5 protein-coding genes are annotated in these 17681 nt (G+C 70.0%); 1 reads left to right on the forward strand and 4 read right to left on the reverse strand.

Translation table 11 applies throughout. The features are described from left to right. Positions 1-81: 81 nt before the first annotated feature. Together fabV and ACTT8P_RS14980 are read right to left on the reverse strand one after the other, a co-directional pair. Positions 82-1278, reverse strand: a complete 1197-nt coding sequence (fabV, locus tag ACTT8P_RS14975; protein ID WP_442832117.1) for an enoyl-[acyl-carrier-protein] reductase FabV — start codon at positions 1276-1278, stop codon at positions 82-84. Between the two features lie 80 nt (positions 1279-1358). Continuing rightward, positions 1359-15086 (reverse strand): SDR family NAD(P)-dependent oxidoreductase, encoded by a 13728-nt coding sequence (locus tag ACTT8P_RS14980; protein ID WP_442832118.1) that lies wholly within the window; start codon positions 15084-15086, stop codon positions 1359-1361. Positions 15087-15302: 216 nt separating this feature from the next. On the opposite strand from ACTT8P_RS14980, the gene ACTT8P_RS14985 reads away from it, so the two are divergent. Continuing rightward, a complete protein-coding gene (locus ACTT8P_RS14985; RefSeq protein ID WP_442832119.1) occupies positions 15303-16097 on the forward strand; it encodes an AfsR/SARP family transcriptional regulator in 795 nt (264 codons plus the stop codon). Between the two features lie 67 nt (positions 16098-16164). Here the strand turns inward: ACTT8P_RS14985 and ACTT8P_RS14990 are convergent, their stop codons facing one another. Then, positions 16165-16914 carry an SDR family oxidoreductase gene (locus tag ACTT8P_RS14990; protein WP_442832120.1) on the reverse strand — a complete coding sequence of 250 codons (750 nt, stop codon included), beginning with the start codon at positions 16912-16914 and terminating at the stop codon, positions 16165-16167. 107 nt (positions 16915-17021) lie between these two features. Then, entirely contained in the window at positions 17022-17642 is a 621-nt protein-coding gene (locus ACTT8P_RS14995) for a response regulator (RefSeq protein WP_442832121.1), read from the reverse strand. Positions 17643-17681: the final 39 nt, after the last annotated feature.

Raw genomic sequence — 17681 nt, forward strand, 5'->3', positions numbered from 1 at the left:
CGCGGGTCCCGCTTCCGGACACGGGGCGGGACCCGCGGGCCGCTTGGCACGTACCCTCTCAGCCGGACGTGTCCGAGGGGATCAACTCGGTTCCGGCCAGGGCAGGTCGGTCTCGACCGGGGTGTCGTACCGGACGCCGGGCACGTCGAAGCCGTACAGGGCACGGGACTGGCCGCGGAACCACTCGACGTCGGCCAACTCGGTGACGGTCTCGGGGGTGAGCGACCGCCAGCGTTCGGTCACGGCGGCCTGGACCGGCTCGGACAGCTCCCAGCGGTCGAGCCGGATGCGGCCGGACTCGTCGAGGTCGGGCCGGTCCGCGGTGAGCTGGTCCCAGAGCTGGACCGACTGCTGGACGGGGGACGGAAAGCGGTCGCCCAGGACGCCGCGCAGCAGGCCGGCGTAGAGCGGGATGCCGGGGGTGCCGGTCAGCGCCTGGCTGACGGCGGCCCCGTTCACCGAGGTGTACGCGCGGCCGCCCACCGCGGCCAACCGCCTGTTCAGGGCGTTCGCGGTGTTCTCCAGGTCCACCTTGGCCGCGCCGATCGTGCCCTTGCGATAGATCGCCGAGGTCAACGGCGAGCCGATGTAGCTGAGGGCGACCGTGCGGAAACCCTCGCGCAGCAAGCCGCGGCCGGCCAGCGCGGTGATCCAGCGGGACCAGTCCTCGCCGCCCATGACACGCACGGTCGCGGCGGTCTCGGCGCTGGTTGCCGGAGCCAGGACGGCCTCGCGCAGCAGCGCGGCGCCGTCGTCGGCGAACTCCAGGTTCCAGGTGGAGTACGGCGCGCCGAGCGGTTTGATCACCGACCGGTGGGTGACGCCGCTCCGAGGATCGGTGCGCCGGGGCGCGGCCACGCTGTACATCAGGTAGTCCACACCGCCGAACCGTTTGGCCAGCAGGTCCAGCGTCTCGGTCTTGGTGGTGTCCGCGAACGCGTCGGCGTTGCGGAACGAGAAGTCCGACCCCGACTCGCGGGCGATCGCCGCGGTGGCGATGGTGCGGTACCACCCGGCCGTCGCGCTGCGGTGTCCGGCCGGTCGCTCCAGGCTGATGCCCACGCCGTCGATGCCGTACCGCATCAGGCCCGCGATCGTGATCGCCAGACCGTAGCCCCCGCTGGCGCCGATCACCAGGGCCGTCGGGCGCCGCCGCGGCGGCCGCTCGGGCACCGGTACTTCGGCCCGGGTCAGCGCGACGCTGCGAAAGCAACCGGCCGGATGCGAGTCGAGCAGCAGATACCCATGTCCCGTCGGGCTAACGACTCGCTCGGACATCGGCACCTCCGGTCAGCCGTCCACCACGAGCTGTCAGGGGTCGCATCCGCGTCTCCTCGGGTGTTGAGGTTCCTGCCGCGTCAGTTGTCGAGCAGTGACTGCTTGAGGTGCCGGGCCAGATCGCTCGGTGTCGACTGGTGGGACACCGATGACGGATCCAGGTGCAGACCGGTCGCCGACTTCAGGCGGTTCCGCAGGGTCAGCATGGACAGCGAGTCGAACCCGAGCTCGCTGAAGATCTGGTTCGGCTGCACGACGTCCGTCGAGTCGAGCCCGAGTATCGCCGAGATATGTGTGCAGACCAGACCGGACAGCAGGTCGTCCTGGTCGGCTTCCACCATCGCCGCGAACCGTTGCCGCAACGACGTCGTCGAGACAGCGCCTCGACCCACGGTGCGTTTGCCGGTGGTCCTGACCAGTGCTCTGAACACCGGTGGAAGCGGCTTGCCGGTCCTGGCCCGCCTGGCCAGCTCGGCCAGATCCAGCCGGGCCGGGATCAGCACGGGTTCGCTCGCGCGAGAGGCGACGTCGAACAGCGCGACGGCCTCCGACGTCCCCAGTACGCCGAGTCCCGCTATCCGGGTACTGGTCGGTTCGTCGCCCGGCGCCCAGGGCCCCCAGGCCAGCGAGACCGCCGGAGCGCCCTGTGCCCGGCGCCGTCGGGCGACCGCGTCCAGCGCGACCGCCGTCGCGGCGTCGACAGCGCTGCCGCCGCCCACGGTCTCCGCGAACGACGAGCACAGGACCAGGGTGGCGGCGCCGGCCACCCGTTCGAGGTTCGTCGCGGCCGTGACCCTCGCGCGGACCGCCTCGGCGAGCGCGTCCGGTGTCGGCGAGGCCGCCTGATCGTTCGGCGGCGCCTCCGGTATGTGGACGATCATGCTCAGCGGCTGCTCTGCGGAGAGCCCGTCGATCAGCTCGCGCAGCGCCGCGGAGTTCTCCGGGTCGCATGCCGCGGTGGTGACGGTGGCGTCCGGCGCGGGGGCTTCTGCGCCGGTGAGTACGACCCGGTGTGCGCCAGGGCCGGAACCCAGGTGCCGGGCCAGTCGTTCGCCGAACGCCGTGCTTCCCCCCGTGACCAGTATCGTGCTCGGGGAGTCGTCGCACCGCTCCGGGGCACTGGCCGGCTTGACCGGTGCGAGCCGCGGAACCCTGACTTTCCCCCCGCGCAGAGCCAGGTGCGGCTCGCCGATTGTCACGGCCCTCGGCAGTGCCCGCCACGACTCATGGTCGGCGTCCACGTCGACGAGCACGAACCTGCCGGGGTTCTCCGCCTGTGCGGACCGGAGCAGCCCGGAGACCGCGGCGCCCGCGAGGTCGACGGCGGCGGCACTGAACGCGGGGGCCGCGGAGGTGGTCAGGAACACCGCGGTCGCGGAGGCGAGCGCCTCGGTCCCCAGGAAGTCCTGCAACTGGTGCCACGCCTCCCTCGTGGCGGCGGCAGCCTCCCCGCCCGCCGCCACGGTGAAGACCAGGTAGTCCGGCGCCGCCTCGCCGGCTTCGGTCAGGGCACCGAGTTCCGGGTACGCCCGGGTGGGCACACCGGCGGCTGTCAGTCCCGCACCGGCCAGTAGCGTGTCCGCGCCCACGACGGCCCAGTCGGCCTTGCGTGGCAAGGACTTCGTGGCGATGTGGTCGACCCACTCCTCTCGGTACAGCGCGTGCAGTTGCGCGGCCTTCGCCGCCTGCAACTGCCCCGCGGTGATCGAGGTGGTGCCGACTCCACCGACCTCGGCGACCGGGTCGCCCACGTCGTCGGCCAGCAGGATCGACACCGACCCGGCGCGGTTCGGGCTGATCCGCACCCGCAGGACGGTCGCGCCGATGCCGTGCACGGCGACACCGCGCCAGGTCGTCGCCAGGCCGAGGCCATCCCCGCGAGCGGCGTGGAGTGTGGCGTCGAGCAGGGCGGGGTGGAGGTTGTAGGTGTCGGGGTCGGTGGGGAGGCTGACCTCGGCGTAGAGGTGGTCGTTGTGCTGCCACATCTTCCGCAAGCCCTGGAATGCGGGGCCGTAGTGGTATCCATGGGCGGCGAGACCGTCGTAGGAGACTTCGAGAGGCTGCGCGCCGGCGGGCGGCCAGTTGGTCAGGTCCCAGTCTGCGGACGGTGTGCCGGACTCGAGGATGCCGGTGGCGTGGCACGTCCAGGACGCGCCGGTGCCGGTGTCGGGGCGGGCATCGACCCGGATCGGCCGCGCCCCCTCACCACCGTCACCGGTGGGCTCACCGACCTCGACGCGGAGCCGCAGGGCACCGCGCTCCGGCAGCAGAAGCGGTGCCCGCACGGTCAGTTCACGGACAGTCCCGCAGCCGGCCTGGTCAGCGGCGTGCAGCGCCAGTTCCACGAAAGCGGCACCGGGCAGCACCGTGATGCCGGCCACCTTGTGGTCGGCCAGCCAGGGATGCGTGTCCAGGGAGATCCGGCCGGTCAGGACCGTACTCGCCGCCCCCTCGATGACCGCACCGAGCAGCGGATGATCAGCCGCCGTGAGCCCCGCACCGCTGACATCACTGCGTCCGGTGCCGGGCTTGAGCCAGTACCGCTCCCGCTGGAACGGATAACCGGGCAGCTTGACATGGCGACCACCGTGCTGGTGCGCGCGGACGGCACCGGCGGTGAAAGCGTGCGCGGCAGCGAGCAGGAAACCGGCCAGGCCACCGCCGTCCCGCCGCAACGTCCCGAAGTTCGTGGCCGCCACACCCTCGGCGTCGATGGTCTCCTGAACGCCGGTGACCAGAACGGGATGGGGACTGCACTCGACGAACGTGTCGTGACCATCGGCCAGCAGCAGCCGCGTGGTGGCCTCGAACTCCACCGGACTGCGCAGATTACGGAACCAGTAACCGGCATCCAGTGCGGTGGTGTCGATCCGTTCCGCCGTCACGGTCGAGTAGAAGTGGATGTCACTGGGCCGCGGACTGACCGACGCCAGCAACTCCACCAACTGCTCGCCGATCTGCTCGACATGCGGAGAATGCGAAGCATAATCGACCGGAATCCGCCGGGTGCGGAAACCATCGGCCTCGAAAACGGCCTGCACCTCATCGAGAGCTTTCGCACCACCGGAGACCACGGTGGCCCTGGGCCCGTTGATCGCGGCGACGGTGACTTCGCCGTGCCACTGGTCGAGGCGGGCCCGCACCTGGTCGGCCGGCAGCGCGACGGACACCATCCCGCCCTGCCCGGCCAGCGCACGAATCGCCTGACTCCGCAACGTCACCACCCGGACAGCGTCCTGCAGCGACAACGCCCCCGCGACACACGCCGCAGCGATCTCCCCCTGCGAATGCCCCACCACCGCCGACGGACGCAGACCATACGACTCCCACAACGCCGCCAACGACACCATCACCGCGAACAACGCCGGCTGCACCACATCCACCCGCGCCAACAGACGAGCACCCTCATCCGTCAGCAGAACCTCCCGCAAATCCCACTCCACATGCGCGGACATGGCACGGGCGCACTCATCCAGACGATCCCGGAACACCGCAGCCGACCCATACAGATCACGGGCCATCGCATCCCACTGCGACCCCTGCCCCGGAAACACCAGCACCACCTTGCCCACACCAGCGGTCCCGGTCACCACATCATCCGACGGAACACCCCCGGCAAGAGAGACCAGCCCCGCACACAACCGCTCACGACTGGCACCCACCACCACCGCGCGGTGCTCGAACGCCGTACGCGCCGCCAACGTCGCGGCGACATCCACCACCGGCACATCGGAACCGGCAGCCGCCGCGATCCGCCGCGCGTACGCCCGCAGTGCTTCCTCGGACCGCGCCGACAGTGCCCAGCCCACCGGACCGTCGTCCACCGAAGGCGACTGCGGCTCTTCGGCCGGTGGTGCCTGTTCCAGGATTACGTGGGCGTTGGTGCCACTGATACCGAACGACGACACCCCCGCCCGCCGCGGCCGCCCCGTAACAGGCCACTCCCGCGCCTCGGTGAGCAACCGCACCCCACCACCACTCCAGTCCACATGCGGCGTCGGCTCATCCACATGCAACGTCGCAGGCAGCACACCACGCCGCAACGCCTCCACCATCTTGATGACACCACCCACCCCCGCCGCCGCCATCGTGTGCCCAATATTCGACTTCACCGACCCCAACCACAACGGCCAACCCCGCCCACGCCCACACCCATACGACGCCAGCAACGCCTGCGCCTCAATCGGATCCCCCAACCTCGTCCCCGTCCCATGCCCCTCAACCGCATCAACCTCCACCCCCGACAACCCCGCACTCGCCAACGCCTGACCAATCACCCGCTGCTGCGACGGACCATTCGGAGCAGTCAACCCATTCGACGCACCATCCTGATTCACCGCCGAACCCCGCACCACCGCCAACACCCGATGCCCCCGCGCACGCGCCACCGACAACCGCTCAAGCACCACCACCCCCGCACCCTCACCCCACCCAGTACCATCAGCCGACGCCCCAAAAGCCTTGCACCGCCCATCCGGCGACAACCCACGCTGCCGCGAAAACTCCACCAAAATCCCCGGCGACGACATCACCGTCACCCCACCCGCCAACGCCAGCCCACACTCCCCACCACGCACCGCATGCACCGCCTGATGCAACGCCACCAACGACGACGAACACGCCGTGTCCACCGTCACCGCCGCCCCCTCCAAACCCAGGAAATACGCCACCCGACCAGACAGCACACTCCCACTCGAACCCGTCAGCAGATACCCGTCCACCCCACCATGCGGCGCATCCAACCGCGGACCATAATCACCAGCCATCGCCCCGACGAACACCCCCGTGTCACTCCCCCGCAACGACCCCGGCTCAATCCCCGCATCCTCCAACGACTCCCACACCGTCTCCAACAACAACCGCTGCTGCGGATCCATCGCCAACGCCTCCCGCGGCGAAATCCCGAAAAACCCCGCATCAAAACCCGCCACATCATCAAGGAAATAGCCCTTGTTGACGTAGCTCTTGCCGGTGCGCCTCGGGTCGGCGTCGAACAGGTTGCCCAAGTCCCAGCCCCGGTCCCGTGGCAGCCCACCTATGACATCCCGGCCCGACAAGGTCAGGTCCCACAGGTCGCCCGGTGACCGGACACCGCCGGGATACCGGCAGCCCATGCCGACGATCGCGACCAGGTCGTCGTCTCCCGCTGAGACGGGTGCCGCCGGAGTGGCGACGTGGGCGGTCTCGCCCAGCAGCTGCGCGCGCAACAGGGTGACGAGGGCGGACGGGGTCGGGTGGTCGAACACCACGGTGGACGGCAATCGCAGTCCGGTGACGTCGTTCAGCCGGTTCCGGAGTTCCATCCCGGACAGCGAGTCGACGCCGAGTTCCCTGAACGCGACGTCCGGTTGCACGGATCCGGCGCCGGCATGGCCGAGTACGGTGGCGGTGTGCGAGCGCACCAGCTCGAGCAGCTCGCGGTCGACGTCCTCGGCCGGGCGGCCGGCCAGCCGGCCGGCGAACGTCGAGCCGACCGCTGTGGCCGTGCCGGCCGCGCGGCGCGCCCGGACCAGACCACGGAACACCTCGGGCAGTCCCGTCTCCTTCGCCCGCAGGCGCAGCCGGTCCAGGTCGAGCGCGGCCGGGATCGCGGTGACCTCACCGGCGGCGAACGCCGCGTCGAACAGCGCGACGCCTTCGTCCGACGGCAGCGGTTTCAACCCGGTGCGTGCTATCCGAGCGATGTCCGCGTCGTCCAGGTCACCGGTCAGCTCGCTGCGCTCGCCCCAGAAACCCCACGCGAGCGAGGTGGCCGGCAACCCGGTGGCGCGGCGGTGCTGGGCGAGCGCGTCGAGGAAGGTGTTCGCGGCGGCGTAGTTTCCCTGGCCCGCGTTGCCGATCGTGCCCATGATCGAGGAGAACAGCACGAACGCGGAAAGCCCGAGGTCGCTGGTCAGGTCGTGCAGGTTCCACGCCGCGTCCAGCTTCGGCCGCAGTACCGCGTCGAGTTTTTCCGGCGTCATCCCGGAGATCAGCCCGTCCTCCAGGATGCCTGCCGCGTGCACCACACCGGTGAGGGGCCGGTCGGCCGGTATCCGTGCGATCAACGCGGAGAGCGCGATCCGGTCGGCGGCGTCGCACGCGGCGACCGACACCTCGGCGCCCAGCCCGGACAGTTCGGCGACCAGGTCCGCGGCTCCTGGACTGGCTGCTCCGTGCCGGGAGACCAGCACCAGGTTCCGCACCCCGTGCTTCGCGACCAGGTGGGTGGCGATCAGTCTGCCGAGGGTGCCGCTGCCGCCGGTGATCAGCACGGTGCCGTCGACGTCCCATGAGGGCGGCATGGTCAGGACGTTCCGGCCGGTGTTCCCGCCCTGGCTGAGGAAACGGAACGCCTCGGGTGCCTCGCGGATGTCCCAGGCTCGGATCGGCGACGGGCGCGGCGCGTCCGAGGCACACCGCGACGCCGCTTCGGCGATCATCGACTGGTATCGGTCCGGGTCCTCCGGTGCCCCGGCGGCTTCGGCGGCCCTTCCGATGTCGAGGGGGATCACGGCAGCCTGCTCGAACGTCAGGTTCGACGGGATACGTGTCACCCATCGGTGGTCGGCCGTCGCGGTGGACGCGAACGCGCCGGACAGCATGCCCAGTACCCGGTCACCGGGTCGTACCGCGGTCACCTCCGAGCCGACTTCGAGGACCACACCGGCTCCCGCGCCCACGTTCGCGTCGGGGAGCCCGGTCCGTACCTCACGGCGGTCCAGCCCGCACGCCCGTACCGCGACCCGAATCCACTCCGGCCGCAGCGGCACGCCGGCCTCTTCGCACGGCACCAGCGACAGCGACTCCGGCTCGCCCTGGTCTCCCACGTCCAATCGCCACGGCACGCCTTCGGGTATCCGCAGCCGTGTCCTGGAACTCGCCCTGACCAGTCTCGGCACCAGGACATGCCCACCACGCAACGCGCATTGGTCGAGGTGACCGGCCAATACGGACGGCAGCGCGGCGAGCGAGCGAGCGTCGTCGTCGACATCGACCAGGACGAGCCGACCGGGGTTCTCGGTCTGCGCGGAGCGGAGCAGTCCCCAGACGGGTGCGGCGGTGAGATCCGGGGCGGGCTCTCGGTCCCCGGTCATCACCGCGTGTCGGGTCAGCACGACCAAGCGCGCGTCCGCGAACCGGCTGTCGGCCAGCCACTCCCGGACCAGATCGAGCGCGCCGTACAGTACGGTGCGGGTGGCTCCGGGAATCTCCCGGACGTCGTTGCCCGCGATGCACGCGACCACGTCGTGCGCGTCGTCGGGTACGCCGGACAGATCGGTGAACTCCTGCCGGTCAACGGTTCCGGTCGCCGAGCGCAAGCCGAACGTATCCGGGCCGACCAGTGAGATCCGGGCGGGTGGCGCGGTGGGGCCCGACGGGGCGGGTACCCATTCCAGGCGCAGCAGGGAGTCGTGGTTCGCTGGCTGGGCACCGAGGTCGGTGGCCTCGGCCGGGAGCATGGCCAGAGACGTCACTTCGACGACGGGCAGGCCGGCCCCGTCCGCCGCGCGCAGCCGCAGCGCGTTGTTCTCCACGGGTGTCACCGACACCCGCAGCGCGGATGCGCTGGACGCGTGCATCGTCACGCCTGCCCAGGTGTAGGGCAGCAGCGTCCTGCCGTCGTCGGGCAGGACCTGACCCATCAGGGCGGCGTGGAGTGTGGCGTCGAGCAGGGCGGGGTGGAGGTTGTAGGTGTCGGGGTCGGTGGGGAGGCTGACCTCGGCGTAGAGGTGGTCGTTGTGCTGCCACATCTTCCGCAAGCCCTGGAATGCGGGGCCGTAGTGGTATCCATGGGCGGCGAGACCGTCGTAGGAGACTTCGAGAGGCTGCGCGCCGGCGGGCGGCCAGTTGGTCAGGTCCCAGTCTGCGGACGGTGTGCCGGACTCGAGGATGCCGGTGGCGTGGCACGTCCAGGACGCGCCGGTGCCGGTGTCGGGGCGGGCATCGACCCGGATCGGCCGCGCCCCCTCACCACCGTCACCGGTGGGCTCACCGACCTCGACGCGGAGCCGCAGGGCACCGCGCTCCGGCAGCAGAAGCGGTGCCCGCACGGTCAGTTCACGGACAGTCCCGCAGCCGGCCTGGTCAGCGGCGTGCAGCGCCAGTTCCACGAAAGCGGCACCGGGCAGCACCGTGATGCCGGCCACCTTGTGGTCGGCCAGCCAGGGATGCGTGTCCAGGGAGATCCGGCCGGTCAGGACCGTACTCGCCGCCCCCTCGATGACCGCACCGAGCAGCGGATGATCAGCCGCCGTGAGCCCCGCACCGCTGACATCACTGCGTCCGGTGCCGGGCTTGAGCCAGTACCGCTCCCGCTGGAACGGATAACCGGGCAGCTTGACATGGCGACCACCGTGCTGGTGCGCGCGGACGGCACCGGCGGTGAAAGCGTGCGCGGCAGCGAGCAGGAAACCGGCCAGGCCACCGCCGTCCCGCCGCAACGTCCCGAAGTTCGTGGCCGCCACACCCTCGGCGTCGATGGTCTCCTGAACGCCGGTGACCAGAACGGGATGGGGACTGCACTCGACGAACGTGTCGTGACCATCGGCCAGCAGCAGCCGCGTGGTGGCCTCGAACTCCACCGGACTGCGCAGATTACGGAACCAGTAACCGGCATCCAGTGCGGTGGTGTCGATCCGTTCCGCCGTCACGGTCGAGTAGAAGTGGATGTCACTGGGCCGCGGACTGACCGACGCCAGCAACTCCACCAACTGCTCGCCGATCTGCTCGACATGCGGAGAATGCGAAGCATAATCGACCGGAATCCGCCGGGTGCGGAAACCATCGGCCTCGAAAACGGCCTGCACCTCATCGAGAGCTTTCGCACCACCGGAGACCACGGTGGCCCTGGGCCCGTTGATCGCGGCGACGGTGACTTCGCCGTGCCACTGGTCGAGGCGGGCCCGCACCTGGTCGGCCGGCAGCGCGACGGACACCATCCCGCCCTGCCCGGCCAGCGCACGAATCGCCTGACTCCGCAACGTCACCACCCGGACAGCGTCCTGCAGCGACAACGCCCCCGCGACACACGCCGCAGCGATCTCCCCCTGCGAATGCCCCACCACCGCCGACGGACGCAGACCATACGACTCCCACAACGCCGCCAACGACACCATCACCGCGAACAACGCCGGCTGCACCACATCCACCCGCGCCAACAGACGAGCACCCTCATCCGTCAGCAGAACCTCCCGCAAATCCCACTCCACATGCGCGGACATGGCACGGGCGCACTCATCCAGACGATCCCGGAACACCGCAGCCGACCCATACAGATCACGGGCCATCGCATCCCACTGCGACCCCTGCCCCGGAAACACCAGCACCACCTTGCCCACACCAGCGGTCCCGGTCACCACATCATCCGACGGAACACCCCCGGCAAGAGAGACCAGCCCCGCACACAACCGCTCACGACTGGCACCCACCACCACCGCGCGGTGCTCGAACGCCGTACGCGCCGCCAACGTCGCGGCGACATCCACCACCGGCACATCGGAACCGGCAGCCGCCGCGATCCGCCGCGCGTACGCCCGCAGTGCTTCCTCGGACCGCGCCGACAGTGCCCAGCCCACCGGACCGTCGTCCACCGAAGGCGACTGCGGCTCTTCGGCCGGTGGTGCCTGTTCCAGGATTACGTGGGCGTTGGTGCCACTGATACCGAACGACGACACCCCCGCCCGCCGCGGCCGCCCCGTAACAGGCCACTCCCGCGCCTCGGTGAGCAACCGCACCCCACCACCACTCCAGTCCACATGCGGCGTCGGCTCATCCACATGCAACGTCGCAGGCAGCACACCACGCCGCAACGCCTCCACCATCTTGATGACACCACCCACCCCCGCCGCCGCCATCGTGTGCCCAATATTCGACTTCACCGACCCCAACCACAACGGCCAACCCCGCCCACGCCCACACCCATACGACGCCAGCAACGCCTGCGCCTCAATCGGATCCCCCAACCTCGTCCCCGTCCCATGCCCCTCAACCGCATCAACCTCCACCCCCGACAACCCCGCACTCGCCAACGCCTGACCAATCACCCGCTGCTGCGACGGACCATTCGGAGCAGTCAACCCATTCGACGCACCATCCTGATTCACCGCCGAACCCCGCACCACCGCCAACACCCGATGCCCCCGCGCACGCGCCACCGACAACCGCTCAAGCACCACCACCCCCGCACCCTCACCCCACCCAGTACCATCAGCCGACGCCCCAAAAGCCTTGCACCGCCCATCCGGCGACAACCCACGCTGCCGCGAAAACTCCACCAAAATCCCCGGCGACGACATCACCGTCACCCCACCCGCCAACGCCAGCCCACACTCCCCACCACGCACCGCATGCACCGCCTGATGCAACGCCACCAACGACGACGAACACGCCGTGTCCACCGTCACCGCCGCCCCCTCCAAACCCAGGAAATACGCCACCCGACCAGACAGCACACTCCCACTCGAACCCGTCAGCAGATACCCGTCCACCCCACCATGCGGCGCATCCAACCGCGGACCATAATCACCAGCCATCGCCCCGACGAACACCCCCGTGTCACTCCCCCGCAACGACCCCGGCTCAATCCCCGCATCCTCCAACGACTCCCACACCGTCTCCAACAACAACCGCTGCTGCGGATCCATCGCCAACGCCTCCCGCGGCGAAATCCCGAAAAACCCCGCATCAAAACCCGCCACATCATCAAGGAAGTAGCCATGCCGGGCGTAGGTCCGGCCGGAGGCCGACGGATCCGCGTCGAACAGGTTGCCCAGCTCCCAGCCCCGGTCCCGCGGCAGGTCCGATATGGCGTCACGCCCCGACAAGGTCAGGTCCCACAGGTCACCGGAGGACCGGACACCGCCGGGATACCGGCAGCCCATGCCGACGATCGCGACCGGCTCGTCGGTGATCCGCTCGGCCGGTGTCTGGATGCTCACCCCGGCACCGCGTCCGGTGAGTTCCGCGTGGAGGTACGTCGCGAGCCGATCGGGCGTGGGGTGGTCGAAGACCAGCGATCCGGACAGGACCAGTCCCAGTGCGCCGGAGAGCCCGTCGGTCAGCTCGACCGCGGTCAAGGAGGTCAGTCCGAGGTCCTTGAACGACGCCGTGGTGTCGGCCGCGTCGTGTCCGAGGACAGCTGCGAGATGGCCGCGCACCACGTCGAGCACGCCGGCACGGTCGTGGGAGGGCGGTGCCGGTTTCGCGGTGTGTCCGGCCGCGCGCGTCTCACCGGTCCAGTGCCGGCGGCGCTGGAAGGCGTAGGTGGGCAACGTGGTTCTGCGGCCACCGTTCAGCAACGGCGTCCAGTCCACAACCGCCCCCGTGACATGCATGGTCCCGAGTGCCCGCAGCAGCGTACGGGCCTCGGCCTGCCCGGTCCGCAGCGTGGACAGCGCCGCCGAGGTGCTGTCGGCGAGGGTCTCCCGGGCCATGCCGGCGAGTACCGGGTCGGGGCCGAGTTCGAGGTAGCGGGAGACACCCGCGTCGCGCAGGGTGCGGATGCCGTCGGCGAAGCGGACGGCACCACGTATGTGGCGGCTCCAATAGCCGGGGTCGGTCAGCTCTCCCGGGCCGGCGAGGTGTCCGGTGAGGTTCGAGACGATCGGGATGCGAGGGGCGTGGAACTCCAGAGCGGCGATGGCGTCGGTGAACTCGGCCAGGACCGGGTCGAGGTGGTGGGAGTGGAAGGCATGGCTGACGTTCAGCCGCTTGGCCTTGACTCCCTTGGCACGGAAGGACTCCGCCAGGGCGAGCACCTCGTCCGTGTCGCCGGAGATCACCACCGAGCCGGGGCCGTTGACGGCGGCGATGCTCACCCCGGAATCGGGGAGCAGCGCCCGCACGTCGCCCTCGGCCGCGTTGATCGCCACCATCGCCCCACCGGAGGGCGCGGATTGCATCAGCCGTCCGCGGGCCGCGACGAGCGCGCAGGCGTCCGGCAGTGACAGCACCCCCGCGACATGCGCCGCGGTGACCTCGCCGATCGAATGACCGATCAGGTGATCCGGGAGTACTCCGCATGACTCGATCAGCCGGAACAGGGCCGTCTCCAGTGCGAACAACGAGGCCTGCGTGTACCGGGTCTGGCCGAGCAGTTCCGCGTCGGACCACATGATCTCCCGCAACCCGCCGCCCAGCAACGGGTCCAGCTCCGTGAGCACCGCGTCGAGAGCCTCGGCGAACACCGGGAACTCGGCGTACAGCTCCCGGCCCATGCCCGTTCGCTGCGCGCCCTGCCCGGTGAACATGAACGCTGTGCCGCCCTCCGCGGCCGCACCGGACACGACGTTCGACGCGGGCCGGTCCGCCGCGAGCGCGGTCAGGCCGACGAGCAGTTCGGCCGCATCGGTGCCGATCACGACGGCGCGGTGCGCGAACGTGGCGCGGGTGGTGGCCAGTGAGAATCCGATGTCGAGCACATCCGGGTGGTCCCCGGCGGCGACCTGCCCGGCCAGCCGGTCGGCCTGGGCGCGCAACGCCGCCGCGGTGCCGCCGGACACCTGCCAGGGGATCGTGCCCGTGTGCTCGGGGCGGCTTCGCCCGGCCGGCCGCGGGTCCGGGGCCTGCGCGAGCAGCAGATGGCAGTTGGTCCCGCCCATCCCGAACGACGACACCCCGGCCACCCGCGGCCCGTCGCCCGGCCACGCGCGCAGCTCGGTGGCGACCTCGATACCCAGCTCGGTCAGCGGAACGTCCGCCGGCGGGGCCGTGAAGTGCACGCTCGCGGGCACCTGACCGCGTTGAACCGCCAGCGCCGCCTTGATGAAACCGGCGGCCCCCGCCGCCCCCTCCAGATGCCCCAGGTTGGTCTTCGCCGACCCCACCAGGAGCGGCCGGTCCCGGTCGGCGAAGACCGCGCCCAGCGCCGCCGACTCGACCCGGTCCCCCACCGGTGTGCCGGTGCCGTGCAGCTCCACATATCCCACCGCGCCGGCGTCCAGTCCGGCGTCGGACAGGGCCAGCCGCAGTACTTGCTCCTGACCCGGCCGGCTCGGCCGGGTCAGCTGTTCGCCTCCGCCGTCGTTGTTCACGGCGCCGCCGCGGATCACGCACAGCACGTCGTGGCCGTGGGCTCTGGCGTCCGCCAGCCGCATCAGGACCGCCAGGCCGGCGCCCTCGCCGCGCACGTACCCGTTGGCGCGTGCGTCGAACGTGTAGCACCGGCCGTCCGGCGACAAGGCACCGAACTCGCGCGCGGTCGCCGTCGACTCCGGCGTAAGGATCAGGTTCACCCCGCCCGCCAGCGCCCAGACGGACTCACCGCGACGGACGCTCTCGTACGCCTGGTGCACGGCGACCAGCGCCGAGGACTGTGCCGAGTCCACCACCACGCTCGGGCCGGTCAGCCCCAGGAAGAACGAGATCCGGTTCGCGAGGATGCCGCGCTGAAGCGCCGACAGGGTGAAACTGTCGACCGCTGCCGCACCTTGGTCGTGCACCAGCGTGGCGTAGTCGTCCCCCATCGCGCCGACGAAGACCCCCACCCGGTCGCCACGCACCGCCGACGGTTCGATTCCCGCGCGTTCGAGGGCTTCCCAGGCCAGTTCCAGCACCAGCCGCTGCCGCGGGTCCATCGCCGCGGCCTCGCGTGGCGACAGCCCGAAGAAGCCCGCGTCGAAGTCCCCGACCCCGTCGATCAGTCCGGCCCGGCCGGCCAGCGGGCCGACGTGCCCGGCACGGTCGGCGGGAACCTCGGCGACGGCCTCCTGGCCGGCCGTGAGCAGGTTCCAGTACTCCTCGGGCGAGTTGGCGCCCGGGAAGCGGCACGACAGACCGACCACCGCGACGTCGTCGTCACCACTCGGTACAGGGAAGTTCTTCGACATGGCAGCGGGTCCTCACTCTGCTCTCAGGAACGGGCCGGCCCGGCTGGACACGCCTTCTTCGTCCACGGGCGGTGAGACGAAAGTTGTAGTTGAGGCGCTCCGACATGGTCACCGGTGCTGGACCTTCGCCCCGCAGCGTTGCAAGCCGGGCAAAGGGACCGGCAGAGTCTGGATCGAGGCCCCGGTCCAACGATCATCAGGTGGAGGGATTCACTCGTGTTGCGATTCCAGGTACTCGGCCGTCTCAGCGTCACCAACGATCTCGGTGAGTGCACGCCGACCGCGCCGATGGTGCGGCGGGTGCTGGGGCAGCTTCTCCTGTGCACGAACAGCATCGTGACGCTCGACGCGATCATCGACGAACTGTGGGGTGACCGGCCGCCGAAGAGCGCCGTCCCCACCGCGCAGACCTACATCTACCAGTTGCGGCGCCAGTTCGAACCGTGGGTGCCCGCCGACATGGTCGAGCAGACCCTCGCCACCTGCGGGACCGGCTACATACTCCGGGTGAACCCGGACCAGCTCGACTTGACGGCGTTTCTCCGGCTGGCCAGACAGGGGCGCACCGCGCTCGCCGCCGGTGATCCGGCCGCGGCGGCGCGACTGCTGCGGCAGGCACTCGACCTCTGGTCGGGATCGGCGCTCGCCGATGTGACGGCCGGCCCGGCCATCGAGGCGCACGTCGTCCATCTCCAGGAGCAGCGTGCGCACACCTTGGAACTGCGGATCCAGGCCGACGCGATGCTCGGCAGGCACCGGGAGCTCGTCGGCGAGCTGAAGGCGATGCTGCTGACCAATCCGCTCAACGAGTGGTACCACGCGCAGCTCATCAAGGCGCTGGCCAGCATCGGCCGCCGGTACGAATCGCTGCTCGCCTATCAGGACCTGCGCAAAACGCTGTCCACCGAGCTCGGGCTCGAACCGTCCGAAGCGTTGAAGGAGTTGCACCAGGAGGTCCTTGCCGGGCGCTCCTGCTGGTTGGACCGGCCCGCTCCGGGGGTCGGCGGCTGAAACGGTTCCGCGGCCGGCGGCCGGGCGCGGCGGCCGAATCCGTGGGTCGGGTCCGGCCGCCCGGACACTACCGGCTGTGCAGCAGCCGACCGCCGTCGACGACGAGGGTGTGCCCGGTGATCCAGGATGCTTCGTTCGAGAGCAGGAACGCGACGGCGGCACCGACATCAGCGGGTGCACCGAGCCGCTTCAGCGGTATGGAGCCGGTCACCTTGTCCTCTCTGCCTTCGATGTTCGCCCTGGTGAAGTCGGTGAGCACGGTCCCGGACGCGACACCGTTCACCCGGACCGCGGGCGCGAGCTCGACAGCCAGTTGCCGGGTGAAGTGGTTGAGTGCGGCCTTGGCCGTCCCATAGGCGCTGCCGTCGGGAACGGCGAGCTTGCTGCCGATCGAGGAGATGTTGACGACGGCGCCGCCGTGCTCGCCGAGCCAGCCGCGCCAGGCCGCCTGGACCCAGGTCAACGCCGACACCAGGTTGAGCTCGATGGTGCTCCGGTACGCCGTCACGTCGGTCTCGACCAGACGGCGACCCGACCGCACCGCACCGCCGACGTTGTTCACCAGCAGATCGAGTGACCCGAAGTGATCCACCGCGGCCGCCACCGCGGTCCGCTGGTGCTCGGGATCGGCGGTGTCACCGGCGACGGCGAGGACCCGGTCCTCGCCGAGTTCGGCCGCCGCCGCGCGCAGCTTGTCCTCGCTGCGCGCGGTGATCACCACCTTCGCGCCCCGCTCGACCAGCGCGGTGGCGATGCCGAAGCCGATGCCGGTCCGGCCGCCGGTCACGAGCGCGGTCTTGCCTTTTAAGCTTGTCATGGCCTGTGAGCCCCTTTTGTGGTGTCGTCATGTGTCGGTTTCCGCGGGCAGGACGGTCTGACCCGAGCGGTCGGCATTTCATTGGCCGGCCGGGACCCATTGGGTTCTTATCCGGCAGGGCGAATGATGCCGCTGGCTATGGCCTTGCTGACCGCGTCCAGCCTCGTACGGGCGCCCAGTTTGCTGAAGATGGTGCCCAGATGGCGTTTCACCGTGCCCTCGGCAATGGCCAGCCGCCGGGAGATCTGCCGATTGCTCATCGCTTTGCTCACCAAGGTCAGGATTTCCAGCTCGCGTTTGGTGAGCGTCTCCGCGCAGTTCGCCGCCGCGGCGATATGGCTCAGCGCCTCGGCGGACACATGCAGCACGATACGGCTGTCGTCGGCGCACACCGCGCGAATACTGGACACCACATCGGTCCTGCTCACCGATTTGATGAGATAGCCGCGGACACCGCAGTCGAGCAACTGACGCAACAACACCGGATCGTCGACCATGCTGATGATCAAAACTCTGGCCATCGGCGACACGGTGCGAATGGCATGCACTGTCTCGGTGACCGACTCGCCGCGAATATCCGCGTCAAGCAGGACGACGTCGGGTTGTTCGGACTGGCACGGCACAATGCCGGACGCACCGCTGGCGGCGTCGCCGACCACGACCATGTCCGGTTCCACCTCGAGCGCCTCGCGCAGCACTTCGCGCAGCAGTGCGTGGTCGTCGATCACTACTATCCGTAGCTGACCGTCGTAGCCCTTCGAAACCAT

Source organism: Streptomyces sp. JW3, from assembly GCF_052216785.1.
In the GTDB taxonomy this organism is placed as follows: domain Bacteria; phylum Actinomycetota; class Actinomycetes; order Streptomycetales; family Streptomycetaceae; genus Streptomyces.